Origin of the sequence: Leisingera thetidis, assembly GCF_025857195.1 — a bacterium.
In the GTDB taxonomy this organism is placed as follows: Bacteria; Pseudomonadota; Alphaproteobacteria; order Rhodobacterales; family Rhodobacteraceae; genus Leisingera; species Leisingera thetidis.
Genome location: NZ_CP109787.1, coordinates 491,266 through 505,479 on the forward strand (window position 1 = coordinate 491,266; position 14,214 = coordinate 505,479).

The window sequence follows — 14,214 nt, forward strand, 5'->3', positions numbered from 1 at the left end:
GCGGCGACCCAAACCATCAGGGACCTCCCAAGATGCATGATCCTGCAGGTTATCACCGCGTTTCCGAAATCCTCAGCCACCGCTTTGAAATCTCTCCTGACCGGCTGGCAGTGGAGGATGCCTCGGGGACATTGACCTATGCGGAGCTGCACACCCAGGCCGCCCGTCTGGCGTTGGAGCTTGCGGCGCGGGGCATCCGGGCCGGGGACCGGGTGTTCCTGCTGCTCGGCAATTCGCGGGAATTTGCTGCCGCGTTCTGGGCGGTGCAGCTTGCCGGGGCGGTGGCGGTGCCTTTGCCGGTTGAAGTCAGCGGCGAGCAGCTCGACTGGATGGTCCAGGATTGCGAACCGCGCCTGATCTTGTCCGATGCAGCCCGCACGCTGCCCGGCGCGTCCGGAGTGGCGGTGCTGGCGGTTGGCCTCGCGGATGCCGGTAGCGGCGGTGCCGCTGCCCGGCCGCCTGGGCCGGCGCTGTTGCTGCCAGGCGCGGCGGCCCCGGATGATCTGGCGCTGATGATCTACACTTCCGGGTCGACCGGCAAACCCAAGGGGGTCATGCTGAGCCAGAAAAACGTGATCACCGCTGCGTGCTCGGTTGCAACCTATCTGGGCTATCAATCCAGCGACCGGATTTTCTGCGCCATACCCTTTACATTCGACTACGGGCTGCACCAGCTGACCACCGCGGCGCTGGCCGGGGCCTGCGTGATTGCGGAACGGGATTTCTCGCAGCCGTTTCTCAGCCTCAACCGGCTGGCACTGTCCGCCGCCACGGTGCTGCCGCTGGTGCCCACGCTCGGGGCGCTGGTCACGCAGATCGGCGGGCGTTTCGACCTGTCCTCGCTGCGCATCCTGACCAACACCGCTGCCGCCCTGAGCACCGGCCTGATCGAGGACCTGCGGGAGCTGGTCCCGCAGGCCCGGCTGTTCTCCATGTACGGCCTCACCGAATGCCACCGCTGCACCTATCTGGAGCCGGACCAGCTTGACCGGCGCAAGACCTCTGTCGGCAAGGCCATCCCCTTCACCCGCATGTGGGTCGTGGATGAGCAGGGCCAGCGCCGCAGCCACAGCGCAACCGGGGAACTGGTGATCGCGGGCGGCACCGTCATGCAGGGCTACTGGCGCCGCCCGGACGCCACCCGCCAGCGCCTGCACCGTTTGCCCGAAACCGGCGAAACCGTGTTTCACACAGGCGATATCTGCCGGCTGGATGCCGAGGGCTATTGCTATTTCATCGGCCGCGTGGACGACATCCTCAAGGTGCGGGGGCAGAAGGTTGCCCCGCTGGAGGTCGAACGCCACCTGCTGAGCCATCCCAAAATTGCGCAGGCGGCCGTGCTGGGCCGGCCTGATCCGGTGCTGGGCACCGCCCTCATCGCGTGCATCGAACCTGTGCCCGGGGCGCAGCTGACCGCAGCCGAGGTGCTGTCCTTCGCCGCGCAGGGGTTGCCGGTTCACGCCCGCCCGGTGCGGGTCCAGATCGAACGGGCGCTGCCGCGCAACGGCAACGGAAAGATCGACAAACGCGCCATCCGGCTGGCGGAGCCGGCTGCGTGACCCTGTTTCTGCAGGATATCGCCACTGCACCCGCAGGCAGCATGACCCTGGTGCCGCTGGCGGAGCTGGCCGAATGCCGCAGGATCCCATCCTCCAAACTGCGGCTGCTGCAACGCTATTTCCGGCTGGAAAGCGCCGCGCAGCATGCGGACCACCAGTGCGACATGCTGCGCCAGCCGGTGCAGCAGCTGGCCCGGCGGCATCCCGGGCTGCGCGACGGCCCCGGGCTGCTGCTCTATGTGCGCACCCAGACCCATGCCAGCCACGCCGCCGACGACTGGCTGAACGACCTGGCGGCTGAGGCGGGGCTGCATCAATGGGAGGTGATGGCGCAAAGCCAGACCCATTGCGCCGGCGGCCTGGCAGCGGTCGACCTGCTGCACCGCATCGGCTGGCGGCATCCGGCGATCATCCTGACCGGGGAAAAATGCTTTCACCCGGTGACCGCCAACCAGTCCGGTGCGGTGCTCGGCGAAGCCCCTGCCGCCGCGCTGCTCGCACCGCAAAGGGTGCCGGGGCGGCCGGGCTGGGCGGTTTCGCACCGGCACACGATGCATCTGCCCCGGTTCCACGCCAATCCTGACCGCATGGCGCCGGAACTGCGCAAATCCTGGGAAAAGGGCTTTGGCGGTTTTCTGGAGGATTTCCTGCAGGACAGCCTCGGCCGGTTCGGTCTGGCGCCGGAGGAGATCGATCTGGTGGTGCCCTACAATCTCAACCTGCCGCTGCTCGAAAGCCTGGCGCAGCGGATGGGCTGGCAGAACATCACCTATACCCGCTCGCTGGCCACTGTCGGGCATCTCTTCTGTGCGGATGTGTTTTACAACCTGGCGCAGGTCCTGCCCGAAACCCAAGCCCGCCGCGTGCTGTGTTTTGCGGCCGGCATGGGCGCGACCTTTTCCGCCCTGGTGCTGGAAAAGTCTGAAATCGCGAAACCGCACGTCCCGATACGGCAAATAGGACGTATGCGCGCCCGAACCGAGCCAGTTTGAAGCCAAGCCGCTTGGCCGCCTGCCGGGGCCGGCGCCGCCATCATTCGAAAGGAATTCAGCCTATGCGCTTTTACACCACATGCCCTGCGTCCTCGGCCTACAGCCCCGGGACCTATGCCGCGCGTGTCCGGCAGATTGCGCAATGGAGCGAAGCGGCAGGCGCTGAAGGCGCGCTGATCTATACCGACAACGGGCTTGCCGATCCCTGGGCCATTGCCCAGATGATGCTGGCCGAGACCGGCAATTTCATCCCCATGATTGCGGTCCAGCCGGTCTATATGCCGCCTTATGCCGTGGCCAAGCGCATCGCGACCCTTGCAATGCTGACCGGGCGCAAAGTTGCCCTGAACATGGTGGCCGGCGGTTTCCCGCGGGACCTGCAGGCATTGGGGGACCGCACCGCCCATGATGACCGCTACGCCCGGCTGGAGGAATACTGCCAGATTTTCCAATCCTTGCTGCGCGGCGAAACCGTCTCGTTGAAAAGCAAGCACTTCGAGGTGGACGGACTCAGGCTGCTGCCCGAACTGGCGCAGACCCTGCTGCCCGAAGTGTTCCTGTCGTCCTCCTCTCCCGCCGGGCGCGCGGCCGCCGGCGCGCTGGCGGCAACGCCGGTCAGCTACCCGGCGCCGCCCGGGGAGCGTCCGGAAGATCCGGCGGAACACCCCGCCGCAGTGGTGCGGATCGGCATTCTGGCCCGCGACACGGCAGCAGAGGCCTGGGCGCTGGCCGAGGCCCGTTTTCCCGAGGACCCGCGCGGCAGCATGATGCACCGGATGGCAATGGCTACCAGCGACTCGGCCTGGCACCGGCAATTGTCGGAAATGGCGGCCGGCGGCTGCGCGGCGCGCGGTATCTACTGGCTGCGCCCCTTCAAGACCTACAAGACCTTCTGCCCGTATCTGGTCGGCTCCTTCGATCAGGTTGCCGCCGCCCTGCGCGGCTACGCCGCGCAGGGGGTGACCGGTCTGATCCTCGACGTTCCCGCCACCGAGGATGACCTGCGCTGCACCGCGCATGTCATCAGCCTGGCCGGCACATCCGCCCCTGAACCGCTTGTTATCTAGGAGCACGGAACAAACATGCTGAAACTCGTGAAAATTCTTGCCGCAGCCCTGCCATTGGGAACCTTTGCCATGCCCTCTCTCGCCCAGGATTTCGACACTTCCGGATTCTCCGAGCTGACTGCGGTGCACATCACCGGCAAGGGCAGCAAAACAGTGATTGTCACCGATCCCGGCCGCAGCCCCGGTGTCACGATCCGGGATGAAGGCGCCAATGGGCTGCTGTGCGCGATGACGGCGGAGCTGTCCCAGCAGGATGGGGTGCTGACCGTGGATGTGCGCCGCAAGGGGCTTTCGCTCGGGGTGCGCTGCGATCTGACAGTCGAGCTGGTGATCCCGCAGCCGGTCGCCGTTGCGGTGGACCAGCCGATGGCGGTCCTGGAACTGACCGGCGCCTTCAAGGCGGTCGACATCGATGCGGCCAAGCTGACCGTGACCTTCGAGGGCCATGCGGCGCAGTTTGGCGTCAAGGGCGACATGGGGGTGATCGACGCCGTTTTTGCAACAGGTTCCGGTGCGGCTGCCTCCATCGACATCGACGTTGCCAAACTGGTGGCGAATGTGGGTTTCACCGATGGTGCAGGTCTGGATTACCGGGTGACGGCACCGGTTGCGATGTTCTCGCACCGTTTTCCGCAGACACCGGGGGCCGCCGGGAAAATGCGGATCAATTCGAAAGTTCTGAAGGGGTCCGTCTATCCGGTGGCGGCGCCAACCTGACCGCGGCGGCGGGCTGCGGCCGGCTGACGCCAGCCGGAGTCAAAGATGCGTGGTCATTTTGTAGCCCGGTGCGAAAAACAGCCTCGCCAGTGTCACTGGGCTGCCGCGCAGCCACGTGATCCGCTCGGCGGTGAACACCGGGTCGCCCGCCGGTGCCTCCAGAAACTCGGCGACGGCCTGATCGGCCTTGGTTGCCATGAAGCTCAGTTCCAGGTTTGTGAACGGCACTTTCTGCACCAGCCAGTCATTGGGCCCCGACTGAGAGAAATCCGCATCCAGAACCTCTGGTATGCTGCTGGGGATCACCCAGCGGACTTCGTACTGAAAGGGCGAATTATCCGCGTAGTGCATGCACCTGATATACAGCACCTCCGGATCCTGCGGCAGATCAAGCCTGGCGGACAGCCAGGCCGGGGCAGTTATGACCGTCCGTTCGACCAGGGCATACCTGTACCCTGCGCCGGAACCGGCAATTTCATCCCTGACCAGCGGGATGGAGAACTGGGCCTTGCGGACCGGCGCATTCAGCACCCGGGTGCCCGCCTTTCGCTTGCGCTCCAGAAAGCCCTCTTCGGCCAGCTCCCGCAGCGCCCGGTTCACAGTGGTGCGGGTACTGGAAAACTCCTCGGCCAGCTCGGTTTCGCTTGGCAGCTGACTGTCCGGCGCCCAGATCCGGGTTTGAATCCGGTCCAGCACAACCTGCTTGATATCCCGGTAGCTCATGTTCCGGCGCGGTTCTGCCATCTTGCCTCTCAGTGTCATAAGAAAATTTATTGACTATAAGAATACACATAATCTCCGGGCGGGAAAGCGGCATCCGGGCCGGCGGTTCAGAAATGCGGGCGGGGCCGTCGGATTCTGCGGCGCGGCGGGCAGGCGATCACCTGCTCAGAACCACTGTCCGGGCTCCATCAGGCCGAGGTCCAAGAGCTGGCGCGAGTGCCATTCGAACGGCGCCGAATTGTGCCAGCGGAAGGTGTCGATATCAAAGGTGGAGCCGGGGTTGCGCTTCAGCGCCTTGGCGGTGCGGAAGGAGCAGACGGCAGCGGTCAGGTTGTGATGCCAGGGGCAGGCGTAGGTGTTGTATTCCTGATCGTTGAAGGTGTGGTCCGGCTGCAATTCCAGCCCCGGCTTGGCCCTGAACAGCGAGATCCGGTCGATCTTGCGGCTCTTGTCGGGAATGTGCTCTTCGAACCGCCAGCGCACCCCGCCGAAGAAGTCCAGCTGCCGCTCGCGCGGATGGCCGGTTTCCGGATCGGTGCGTGACTGGGCGTAATAGCCGGACTTGTCGAGACAGGCCGCCTCCAGCGACACCGCGCCGGGGCAGGCTTCCAGATCGCCGGCATAAAGGTCGATCACATAGCTGAGCATCGCATCGCGCCGCTCTTCGGTGTGAAAGGCCAGCATCTCGCCGACGCTGCGGGTCTCGCAGAACGGATAGAACAGATATTCCGCATTGTAGCAGTAATACAGCCAGCAGCCCGGCTGCGCCGCCGCGATCACCGCATTGACCGCCGCCGTCACAGCCCCCTCGGGGCCGCAGTCGAACGGCACCCGGTGCACCTTGGCGCGGATGTCCTGCGGCAGGTCGAAGGCATCCGGCATCAGGGCCGCCACCGCCTTGAAGCCGCATTGCAGGTGGTGGCGCAGGGTGGTGGCGATCTCCACCTCGTCCTCGGCAAAGACCAGCGCCACCGGCCCCTTGGCCAGCAGCGGCTTGCCCTCTTTCAGGAAATCCTGCAGCGAAGTGTACATCATGCCCGTCTGCCCTTTGCCTTGCTGGCCTTTGCGGTCAAAATCGGGTAATTCCGGCCTCATTGCAAGCGGCGGCATTTGGCTGTAAGGCAGGCCGCTGACCCCGGATCAGGCTGGAAGGCTGAGACTCATGAGCGCGCCCAAGAAGCTATTTATCAAGACCTATGGCTGTCAGATGAATGTCTATGACAGCGAACGCATGGCCGAGGCGCTGGGCGGTGAAGGGTATGTCGAGACAAAATCGGCGGACGACGCCGACATGATCCTGCTCAACACCTGCCACATCCGGGAAAAGGCCGCTGAGAAAGTCTATTCCGAGCTGGGCCGCTTCAAGGGGCTGAAGGCGGAGAAGCCGGATCTCAAGATCGGCGTGGCGGGCTGCGTCGCCCAGGCCGAGGGCGAGGAAATCATGCGCCGCCAGCCGCTGGTCGATCTGGTGGTCGGCCCGCAGAGCTATCACCGCCTGCCGGAAATGGAAGCCAAAACGCGGGCAGGGGAGAAGGTGCTGGACACCGATTTCCCCGAGGAGGACAAGTTCGAGAAACTGAAGAACCGTCCCAAGGCCAAGCGCGGCCCGACCGCCTTCCTGACGGTGCAGGAGGGCTGCGACAAGTTCTGCGCCTTCTGCGTGGTGCCCTATACCCGCGGCGCCGAGGTCTCGCGCCCGGCGGACCGCATCCTGCGCGAGGCGCAGGACCTGGTGGAGCGCGGCGTGCGCGAAATCACCCTGCTGGGCCAGAACGTCAACGCCTACCACGGCGCGGGCGCCAACGGCGAGCTGACCCTGGCGCAGCTGATCTGGGAGCTGGACAAGATCGACGGGCTGGAGCGCATCCGCTTTACCACGTCGCACCCCAACGACATGCAGGATGACCTGATCGAGGCGCATGGCAGCTGCGCGAAGCTGATGCCCTATCTGCATCTGCCGGTGCAGGCGGGCTCCGACAGGATCCTGAAACGGATGAACCGCGCGCATACCGCCGAAAGCTACATCCGCCTGATCGAGCGCATCCGCGCGGCGCGTCCCGACATCCTGATCTCGGGCGATTTCATCGTCGGCTTCCCGGAAGAGACCGAAGAGGATTTCCAGGCCACCATGGATCTGGTGGAAGAGGTCAAATACGGCACCGCCTATTCCTTCAAATACTCGACCCGCCCCGGTACTCCGGCGGCGGAGCGCCCGCAGGTCGATCCCGCCGCCGCCGACGACCGGCTGCAGCGGCTGCAGGCCCTGCTGACCCGCCAGCAGCGCGAGGTGCAGGACAGCATGGTCGGCCGCGAGGTGGGTGTCCTGTTTGAAAAAACCGGCCGTCTGCCGGGCCAGATGGTCGGCAAATCCGACTATCTGCACGCTGTGCATGTTGCCGATTGCAGCTGCGAAGCAGGCGAACTGGCGCGGGTGCGCATCGTCGCCTCCGGCGCAAATTCCCTGGCTGGCGAAGTGATCGGCTAAGACCGCCGGCACAGGGCGAATCTGCAGGCCGCCGGTGGCCGGGGCGGTCTCCGGACGGCTGGGCGGAACCGGCGGGCGCGTCCTGATTGCCCGGGTTTCGGCGACAATTGCCCCTCAAACGCCCGGAGTGTTTGGCGGGCACGGCCAATCTGAATGAATTTACAAACAATTTTGCAGGTATTCCGCATCAATTTCAGGTATTTTTACTCTTATGGCCTGAGCGGTGGGTACCTATGCGGAAAACACCCGGGGGGAACTTAGGTGAAGGAAATTTGGTTGTGTTGATATTCGATTTGAACAAGGCGATTGCACTGGCCGCCGCTGCCACGGCCGTGCTCAGCATCGCCGCCGCGCCTGCCAGCGCGCAATCCCAGCAGCGGATCATCAAGGGCGAACGCTACGTGCCCACCATCTGGGTGGACCCGGACGGCTGCGAGCATTGGGTGATGGACGACGGGGCCGAAGGCTACATGACCCCGCACATCACCCCTGACGGCAAGCCGGTCTGCCGCCGCGGCAATATCTGCGGCGTGATGCCGGCGGACCAGTTCTTTGCCACCGACAAGCATTTCATCAATGCCGCGGGCCGCCAGCGCCTGGGCGAATTCTTCCAGCAGGCGAAGACCAATGGCGCCCGTTCCTTTGTGATCGCCGGCCACACCGACAGCCGGGCCTCTGATGAATACAATATCGGCCTGTCCGAACGCCGCGCCAATGCGGTGGCGCAGGTGGCCCGCTCGGTTGGCGCACGGATCAGCGATGTGCGCGCCTACGGCGAGCGCGATCCGCGGGTGCCCAACACCAGCGCTGCCAACATGGCGCAGAACCGCCGTGTCGAAATCTATTGCCTGCGCTGAAGGAAGAGGGATGATGAAAACAGTAAGTACAGCCGTTCTCCTTGCCGCTGCTGCAGGGATCTCTGCCTGCACTCCGGCAGTCAACAAGACATCGGACGGGCATATCGCGGATGGCAAATCCCAGCATTTGTCCAACCTTGAGGCCGGGATCTGGGTCGATCCGCAGGGCTGCGAGCATTGGATCATCGACGATGGCCTGGAAGGCTACGCTGACCTGCGCCGCACACCGGATGGAATGCCGGTCTGCAACAGCGACCTGCCGCGCAACGTCGCGACCGGCCCGTTCAAGAAAGGCTCGACTTTCTCGGACCCGATCTGAGCCGGGCATCGGCCCGCTCGCACCAGCCGCCCTCCGGGGCGGCTGTTTTGTTTCAATAAAGTGATTTTGCGCAGCGTCTGCTTGCGCAAACGGAGCCGCGGCGGCAAACTGAAGGGGCAACGCCAGATTGAGGAGATCAGCTTGGCCATCAGTGCCCTGAATGACCCGCAAGACCAGACCGCAACCCACGAAGTGCTTCTGGAATTTCCCGACAACCGCTTGCTGATCGACCTGTGCGGCGAATACGACCGCAACCTGGCTGACATCGAACAGAAACTGGGCGTGCAGATCGTCCGCCGCGGCAACCAGCTGTCGGTGATGGGCGAGGATTCGGCACGCGAACAGGCGGCCGGGGTGCTGGCCGCCCTCTACGACCGGCTGGAGACCGGCCGCAGCGTCGAAAGCGGCGATATCGACCGCGAACTGCGGATGGGGCCGGAAACGGACGAGGCCGAACCCGACGGCCAGCTGCAGATGTTCCGCGGCGGCCGGGTCGAGATCAAGACCCGCAAGAAGCTGGTCGAACCGCGCACCGAGGCGCAGAAGGCCTATGTCCACTCGCTGTTCGAGAACGAACTGGCCTTCGGCATCGGCCCGGCGGGCACCGGCAAGACCTATCTGGCGGTGGCGGTGGGCGTCTCCATGTTCATCACCGGCCATGTCGACAAGATCATCCTGTCGCGCCCCGCGGTCGAGGCGGGCGAAAAGCTCGGCTATCTGCCCGGCGACATGAAGGACAAGGTCGACCCCTACATGCAGCCCTTGTATGACGCGCTGAACGATTTCCTGCCGGGCAAGCAGCTGGCCAAGCTGATCGAGGACAAGCGCATCGAGATCGCGCCGCTGGCCTTCATGCGCGGCCGCACGCTGTCCAATGCCTTCGTGGTGCTGGACGAGGCGCAGAACGCCACCACCATGCAGATGAAGATGTTCCTGACCCGCCTCGGCGAGGGCTCGCGCATGGTGATCACCGGCGACCGCACCCAGATCGACCTGCCGCGCGGGGTGCATTCGGGCCTGGCCGACGCCGAGCGGTTGCTGAAATCGATCCCCAAGATCAGCTTCAACTACTTCACCGCCCGCGATGTGGTGCGCCACCCCCTTGTGGCGGCGATCATCGAGGCCTATGACGCGGACGCCCAGCCGGCCTGAAGCGCCCGCCGCTTCAGGCTTCATCTTTCTGAAAACACTCCGGGGGTGCGGGGGGCGGCCCCCGCATGTGCAACCGTTCCATGACGCTCGACATCACCATCGAAGACAGCCGCTGGCAGGAGGCCGGCCTTGCGCCGCTGGCCGAACAGGCCGCCGCCGCGGTGCTGGCCCGGTTTGCGCTGGACCCGGAGGACTGCGAAATCTCGCTGCTGGCCTGCGGTGATGCGCGGATTGCGCAGCTCAATGCCGACTTCCGCGAAAAGGCCGGGCCGACCAATGTGCTCAGCTGGCCCGCCGCAGAACTGGCCGCGGCGGAGGACGGCGGCGATCCGCTGCCGCCCGAGGCCGATTTCACCGGCGAAATTCCGCTGGGCGACATCGCGATTTCCTATGACACCTGCGCCCGCGAGGCGGCAGAAGCGGGCAAACCGCTGGCGGATCACACCCGTCATCTGATTGTTCACGGAATCTTGCATCTTTTCGGCTATGATCACATCCGTGACCGCGATGCCGCATTGATGGAAAGACTTGAGGCCGAACTACTTGGCAAAATGGGTGTCGCGAACCCATATATGAGTGAGGACGCCCCGTGACCGGGGTTTTTGGAATGGATAGATGGGCGACATAGAAGGCAGTTCTAACGCGGCGCAGGGCGCGCTGCAGAACATCAATGGCACGGCAGCAGAAGCGCCGGCCGCGGAGAAAACCGGGTTCTGGGCGCGGCTGTTCGGCGCATTCAGCCCCGAGGTGCCCGCCGGAGAAGAGCCCGGCAGCGAACAGCCTGCGCCGGGGGCCGGGCCGCACGGCATGATCAACCTGCGCCGGATGCGGGTCGAAGATGTCGCCATCCCCTCTGCCGAAGTGGCTGCCGTTCCGGTGACCGTCGCCAAGGACGACCTGGTCAGCATCTTCCGCGAAAGCGGTTTTACCCGGATTCCCGTTTACGAGGGCACGCTGGATACGCCGCTCGGCTTTATCCACCTCAAGGATTTCTCGCTCACCCATGGCTTCAACGGCGGCACCACCGACTTCGACCTCTCCCGGATGCTGCGCCCGCTGCTGTTTGTGCCGCCGTCAATGCCGATCGGCGTGCTGCTGACCAAGATGCAGGCCGAACGCCGCCACATGGCGCTGGTGATCGACGAATACGGCGGCGTCGACGGGCTGGTGACCATCGAGGATCTGATCGAACAGGTTGTCGGTGAAATCGAGGATGAGCACGACGCCGACGAGAACCAGACCTGGTACGAGGAAAAGCCGGGCAGCTACATTGCCCTGGCCCGCACGCCGTTGCCTGAGTTCGAGTCGGAGATCGGCCAGTCGCTCACCAGCCATGACGCGGTGGACGAGGAAGAGATCGACACGCTGGGCGGCCTGGTGTTCATGCTGTCGGGCCGGGTGCCCGCCCGCGGCGAGGTGATCGAGCACCCCGAAGGCGCCGAATTCGAAGTCATCGACGCCGATCCGCGCCGGATCAAGCGGCTGCGGGTGCGGCTGCCGGACGCCGCCGCATGATCTCACTGGGGCTGCGCCGGAGCGCCCGCCAGCTCAGGCTGGCGCCGGCGGCGCTGGCCTTTGGCAGCGGCGCGCTTTTGTCGCTGGCGCTTGCCCCCTGGCATCTCCTCCTCGGGCTGCCGGCGGCGCTGGCGGCCGCGGGCTGGGTGGCTGTGCAGGCCGCCTCTGCCCGCTCTGCCGCGCTGGCGGGCTGGCTGTTCGGGCTGGGGTATTTCGCTTTCGGCCTGTCGTGGATCATCGAACCTTTTCAAATTGACCCGGAGCGCCACGCCTGGATGGCGCCGTTTGCGCTGCTGTTCCTGGCCGCGGGCCTGGCCCTGTTCTGGGCGGCGGCCTTTGGCCTCAGCGCCCGGATCAGCCGCGGCGCCTGGCGGATTCCGGTGCTGGTGGCCGCATGGTCCCTGGCGGAATTCGCCCGTGCCTATCTGCTGACCGGCTTCCCCTGGGCCGCCTTCGGCCAGTTCTGGATCGATACGCCCGCGGCAAACCTGCTGCCCTGGGCCGGGCCGCAGGGTCTGGCGCTGCTGACGCTTGCCGCCTTTCTGCCGCTGGCGCTGCTGCGGCAGCGCCCGCTTGCCGCCGCCGCGCCGCTCGCCCTGGCCGCTGCGGCGGTCCTTGCCATTCCCGCCCCGCAGCAGGCCGCGCAAACGGGCAAGACGGTGCGAATCGTTCAGCCCAACGCGCCGCAGGATCTGAAATGGCACCCGGAGCACCGCTGGGAATTTGTCCGCCGCTCCGTTGCGTTTTCCGCTGAGGCGCCGCGCCCGGACCTGATCGTCTGGCCGGAAACCGCGGTGCCGCAGCTGCTGAACTATGCAGATGACACGCTGCGGGTCATCTCGGACAGCGCCGGCGGCGTGCCGGTCCTGCTGGGCATCCAGCGCGAGGAGGCGGGCGCCTACTACAATTCCGCGGTGCTGCTGGACGGTGATGGCATGGCCGCTGCCACCTATGACAAGGCGCATCTGGTGCCGTTCGGGGAGTATGTGCCGTTCGGCGATGTCCTGGCCCGCTTTGGCGTCTCCGGGTTCGCCTCCCAGGCCGGCGCCGGCTATGCCGCCGGACCCGGCGCCCAGGTGATGGGCCTGCCGATCGGCAGCGCCCTGCCGCTGATCTGCTATGAGGCTGTTTTTCCTCAGGATGTGAACGCTGCAGACCGCCGGCCGGAAATGCTGGTGCAGATCACCAACGACGCCTGGTTCGGCACCCGCTCCGGCCCTTACCAGCACCTGGTGCAGGCCCGGATGCGGGCGCTGGAGCAGGGGCTGCCGATGATCCGCGCCGCCAATACCGGGGTGTCCGCCATGATCGCGCCGGACGGGGGCATGCTGGACAGCCTGCCGCTGGGGCAGGCGGGGTACATCGATGCGGGCCTGCCTGCGCCGCTGCCGCCGACGCTGTACAGCCGCACCGGCGACTGGCCGGTGTTTCTGCTGTGTCTTTTCGGTGTATTTGCCGCATTCTTCCGCCGCCGCGCTCTTGCGCCGCAGTCATAGCTGCTTAACTCTTTCCGAATATAGATTGACCCGCGCGGCCTTGCCGCGTACTGCGGCGTGATACCTGCCACAACGGCTTCCTGGCGTGGCGGGCTTAACCCCAATGGAGCACATTTTCATGACCCGCATGAACTACACTTTCACTTCGGAATCGGTGTCCGAAGGCCATCCGGACAAGGTCTGCGACCGCATTTCCGATGCCGTCCTGGACGCGTTCCTGGCGGAAGAGCCCGAAGCGCGCGTGGCAGCCGAAACGTTCGCCACCACGAACCGTGTCGTCATCGGGGGCGAAGTCGGCCTTTCCGATCAGGACAAGCTCAAGGACTACATGGGCAAGATCGACGAGATCACCCGTGCCTGCATCAGGGACATCGGCTACGAGCAGGACAAGTTCCACCACGAAACCGTGGAGGTGACCAACCTGCTGCACGAGCAGTCCGCCCATATTGCCCAGGGTGTGGATGCCTCCGGCGACAAGGACGAGGGCGCCGGCGACCAGGGCATCATGTTCGGTTTCGCCACCAATGAAACCAAGGCGCTGATGCCGGCGCCGATCCAGTTTTCCCACGCGATCCTGCGCCGCCTGGCGGAAGTGCGCAAGAACGGCACCGAGCCTGCGCTGGGACCGGATGCCAAATCGCAGCTGTCGGTGGTCTATGAGGGCGGCAAGCCGGTGGGCATCAGCTCGCTGGTGCTGTCGACCCAGCATCTTGATGAATCGCTGACCTCGAATGACATCCGCGCCATTGTCGAGCCGTATATCCGCGAAACCCTGCCCGAGGGCTGGCTGACCGATGCCACCGTCTGGCACGTGAACCCGACCGGCAAGTTCGTGATCGGCGGCCCGGACGGCGACGCCGGCCTGACCGGCCGCAAGATCATCGTCGACACCTATGGCGGCGCGGCCCCGCATGGCGGCGGCGCGTTCTCGGGCAAGGACCCGACCAAGGTGGACCGCTCGGCCGCCTATGCCGCGCGCTACCTGGCCAAGAACGTGGTGGCCGCGGGCATGGCAGAGAAATGCACCATCCAGCTGTCCTATGCGATCGGCGTTTCCAAGCCGCTGTCGATCTATGCCGACACCCACGGCACCGGCGAAGTGGCGCCGGCGGCCATTGAAAAGGCGATCGACAAGGTGATGGACCTGACCCCGCGCGGCATCCGCTCGCATCTGGGGCTGAACAGGCCGATCTACCAGCGCACCGCGGCCTATGGCCATTTCGGCCGCGAGCCGGAGGCAGACGGCGGTTTCAGCTGGGAGCGCACCGATCTGGCCGAGGCGCTGAAGAAAGCGGTCTGAAGCCAACGGGCAACAACAGGGGAGCGGGCCGC

Annotated in this window: 14 protein-coding genes and 1 riboswitch; of the genes, 12 read left to right on the top strand and 2 right to left on the bottom strand. The window is 65.4% G+C overall.

Annotation, left to right across the window (positions count from 1 at the left end; translation table 11 throughout):
- Positions 1 to 32: 32 nt before the first annotated feature.
- From OKQ63_RS02415 to OKQ63_RS02430, 4 genes are all read left to right on the top strand, one after another.
- Complete coding sequence (locus OKQ63_RS02415) at positions 33 to 1,559, top strand: class I adenylate-forming enzyme family protein (RefSeq protein WP_264212384.1); 1,527 nt, start codon at positions 33 to 35, stop codon at positions 1,557 to 1,559.
- Positions 1,556 to 2,551 (top strand): 3-oxoacyl-[acyl-carrier-protein] synthase III C-terminal domain-containing protein, encoded by a 996-nt coding sequence (locus OKQ63_RS02420; RefSeq protein WP_264212385.1) that lies wholly within the window; start codon positions 1,556 to 1,558, stop codon positions 2,549 to 2,551. The genes OKQ63_RS02415 and OKQ63_RS02420 overlap by 4 nt, the downstream gene beginning before the upstream one ends.
- 62 nt (positions 2,552 to 2,613) lie before the next feature.
- Positions 2,614 to 3,618, top strand: coding sequence for an LLM class flavin-dependent oxidoreductase (locus OKQ63_RS02425; protein ID WP_264212386.1), 1,005 nt, complete (start codon positions 2,614 to 2,616; stop codon positions 3,616 to 3,618).
- 15 nt (positions 3,619 to 3,633) lie between these two features.
- On the top strand, positions 3,634 to 4,335 hold the full coding sequence (locus tag OKQ63_RS02430) for a hypothetical protein (RefSeq protein ID WP_264212387.1): 702 nt from the start codon (positions 3,634 to 3,636) through the stop codon (positions 4,333 to 4,335).
- A gap of 39 nt (positions 4,336 to 4,374) precedes the next feature.
- On the opposite strand, the gene hutC is transcribed toward OKQ63_RS02430, so the two are convergent.
- Positions 4,375 to 5,079: a histidine utilization transcriptional repressor HutC gene (hutC, locus tag OKQ63_RS02435; RefSeq protein ID WP_264212388.1), complete on the bottom strand. Its 705-nt coding sequence runs from the start codon at positions 5,077 to 5,079 to the stop codon at positions 4,375 to 4,377.
- Between the two features lie 144 nt (positions 5,080 to 5,223).
- A complete protein-coding gene (locus OKQ63_RS02440; RefSeq protein ID WP_264212389.1) occupies positions 5,224 to 6,093 on the bottom strand; it encodes a glycosyltransferase family 2 protein in 870 nt (289 codons plus the stop codon).
- 127 nt (positions 6,094 to 6,220) lie between these two features.
- Between OKQ63_RS02440 and miaB the strand changes: the two genes are divergently transcribed.
- From miaB to metK, 8 genes are all read left to right on the top strand, one after another.
- The gene (gene miaB, locus OKQ63_RS02445; RefSeq protein WP_264212390.1) at positions 6,221 to 7,543 is read left to right on the top strand and encodes a tRNA (N6-isopentenyl adenosine(37)-C2)-methylthiotransferase MiaB; all 1,323 of its coding nucleotides are present in this window, start codon (positions 6,221 to 6,223) and stop codon (positions 7,541 to 7,543) included.
- A 272-nt stretch (positions 7,544 to 7,815) separates the two neighbouring features.
- Positions 7,816 to 8,400 carry an OmpA family protein gene (locus OKQ63_RS02450; RefSeq protein WP_264212391.1) on the top strand — a complete coding sequence of 195 codons (585 nt, stop codon included), beginning with the start codon at positions 7,816 to 7,818 and terminating at the stop codon, positions 8,398 to 8,400.
- A 13-nt stretch (positions 8,401 to 8,413) separates the two neighbouring features.
- A complete protein-coding gene (locus tag OKQ63_RS02455; protein ID WP_434086031.1) occupies positions 8,414 to 8,719 on the top strand; it encodes a hypothetical protein in 306 nt (101 codons plus the stop codon).
- Positions 8,720 to 8,860: 141 nt separating this feature from the next.
- Positions 8,861 to 9,871 (top strand): PhoH family protein, encoded by a 1,011-nt coding sequence (locus tag OKQ63_RS02460; protein WP_264212393.1) that lies wholly within the window; start codon positions 8,861 to 8,863, stop codon positions 9,869 to 9,871.
- An 80-nt stretch (positions 9,872 to 9,951) separates the two neighbouring features.
- Positions 9,952 to 10,464: an rRNA maturation RNase YbeY gene (ybeY, locus tag OKQ63_RS02465; protein WP_264213862.1), complete on the top strand. Its 513-nt coding sequence runs from the start codon at positions 9,952 to 9,954 to the stop codon at positions 10,462 to 10,464.
- Between the two features lie 22 nt (positions 10,465 to 10,486).
- Complete coding sequence (locus tag OKQ63_RS02470; RefSeq protein WP_264212394.1) at positions 10,487 to 11,386, top strand: hemolysin family protein; 900 nt, start codon at positions 10,487 to 10,489, stop codon at positions 11,384 to 11,386.
- On the top strand, positions 11,383 to 12,882 hold the full coding sequence (gene lnt, locus OKQ63_RS02475) for an apolipoprotein N-acyltransferase (protein WP_264212395.1): 1,500 nt from the start codon (positions 11,383 to 11,385) through the stop codon (positions 12,880 to 12,882). The genes OKQ63_RS02470 and lnt overlap by 4 nt, the downstream gene beginning before the upstream one ends.
- A 61-nt stretch (positions 12,883 to 12,943) precedes the next feature.
- Positions 12,944 to 12,993, top strand: a riboswitch (SAM-SAH riboswitch).
- Between the two features lie 7 nt (positions 12,994 to 13,000).
- On the top strand, positions 13,001 to 14,182 hold the full coding sequence (gene metK / locus OKQ63_RS02480; RefSeq protein WP_264212396.1) for a methionine adenosyltransferase: 1,182 nt from the start codon (positions 13,001 to 13,003) through the stop codon (positions 14,180 to 14,182).
- Positions 14,183 to 14,214: the final 32 nt, after the last annotated feature.

Bases quoted from the DNA above. Each gene is read 5' to 3' on its own strand.
- metK (WP_264212396.1), top strand. From the start codon at position 13,001: ATGACCCGCATGAACTACACTTTCACTTCGGAATCGGTGTCCGAAGGC.
- OKQ63_RS02470 (WP_264212394.1), top strand. From the start codon at position 10,487: ATGGGCGACATAGAAGGCAGTTCTAACGCGGCGCAGGGCGCGCTGCAG.
- ybeY (WP_264213862.1), top strand. From the start codon at position 9,952: ATGACGCTCGACATCACCATCGAAGACAGCCGCTGGCAGGAGGCCGGC.
- OKQ63_RS02415 (WP_264212384.1), top strand. From the start codon at position 33: ATGCATGATCCTGCAGGTTATCACCGCGTTTCCGAAATCCTCAGCCAC.
- lnt (WP_264212395.1), top strand. From the start codon at position 11,383: ATGATCTCACTGGGGCTGCGCCGGAGCGCCCGCCAGCTCAGGCTGGCG.
- OKQ63_RS02455 (WP_434086031.1), top strand. From the start codon at position 8,414: ATGAAAACAGTAAGTACAGCCGTTCTCCTTGCCGCTGCTGCAGGGATC.
- OKQ63_RS02440 (WP_264212389.1), bottom strand. From the start codon at position 6,093: ATGATGTACACTTCGCTGCAGGATTTCCTGAAAGAGGGCAAGCCGCTG.
- OKQ63_RS02430 (WP_264212387.1), top strand. From the start codon at position 3,634: ATGCTGAAACTCGTGAAAATTCTTGCCGCAGCCCTGCCATTGGGAACC.
- miaB (WP_264212390.1), top strand. From the start codon at position 6,221: ATGAGCGCGCCCAAGAAGCTATTTATCAAGACCTATGGCTGTCAGATG.
- hutC (WP_264212388.1), bottom strand. From the start codon at position 5,079: ATGGCAGAACCGCGCCGGAACATGAGCTACCGGGATATCAAGCAGGTT.
- OKQ63_RS02425 (WP_264212386.1), top strand. From the start codon at position 2,614: ATGCGCTTTTACACCACATGCCCTGCGTCCTCGGCCTACAGCCCCGGG.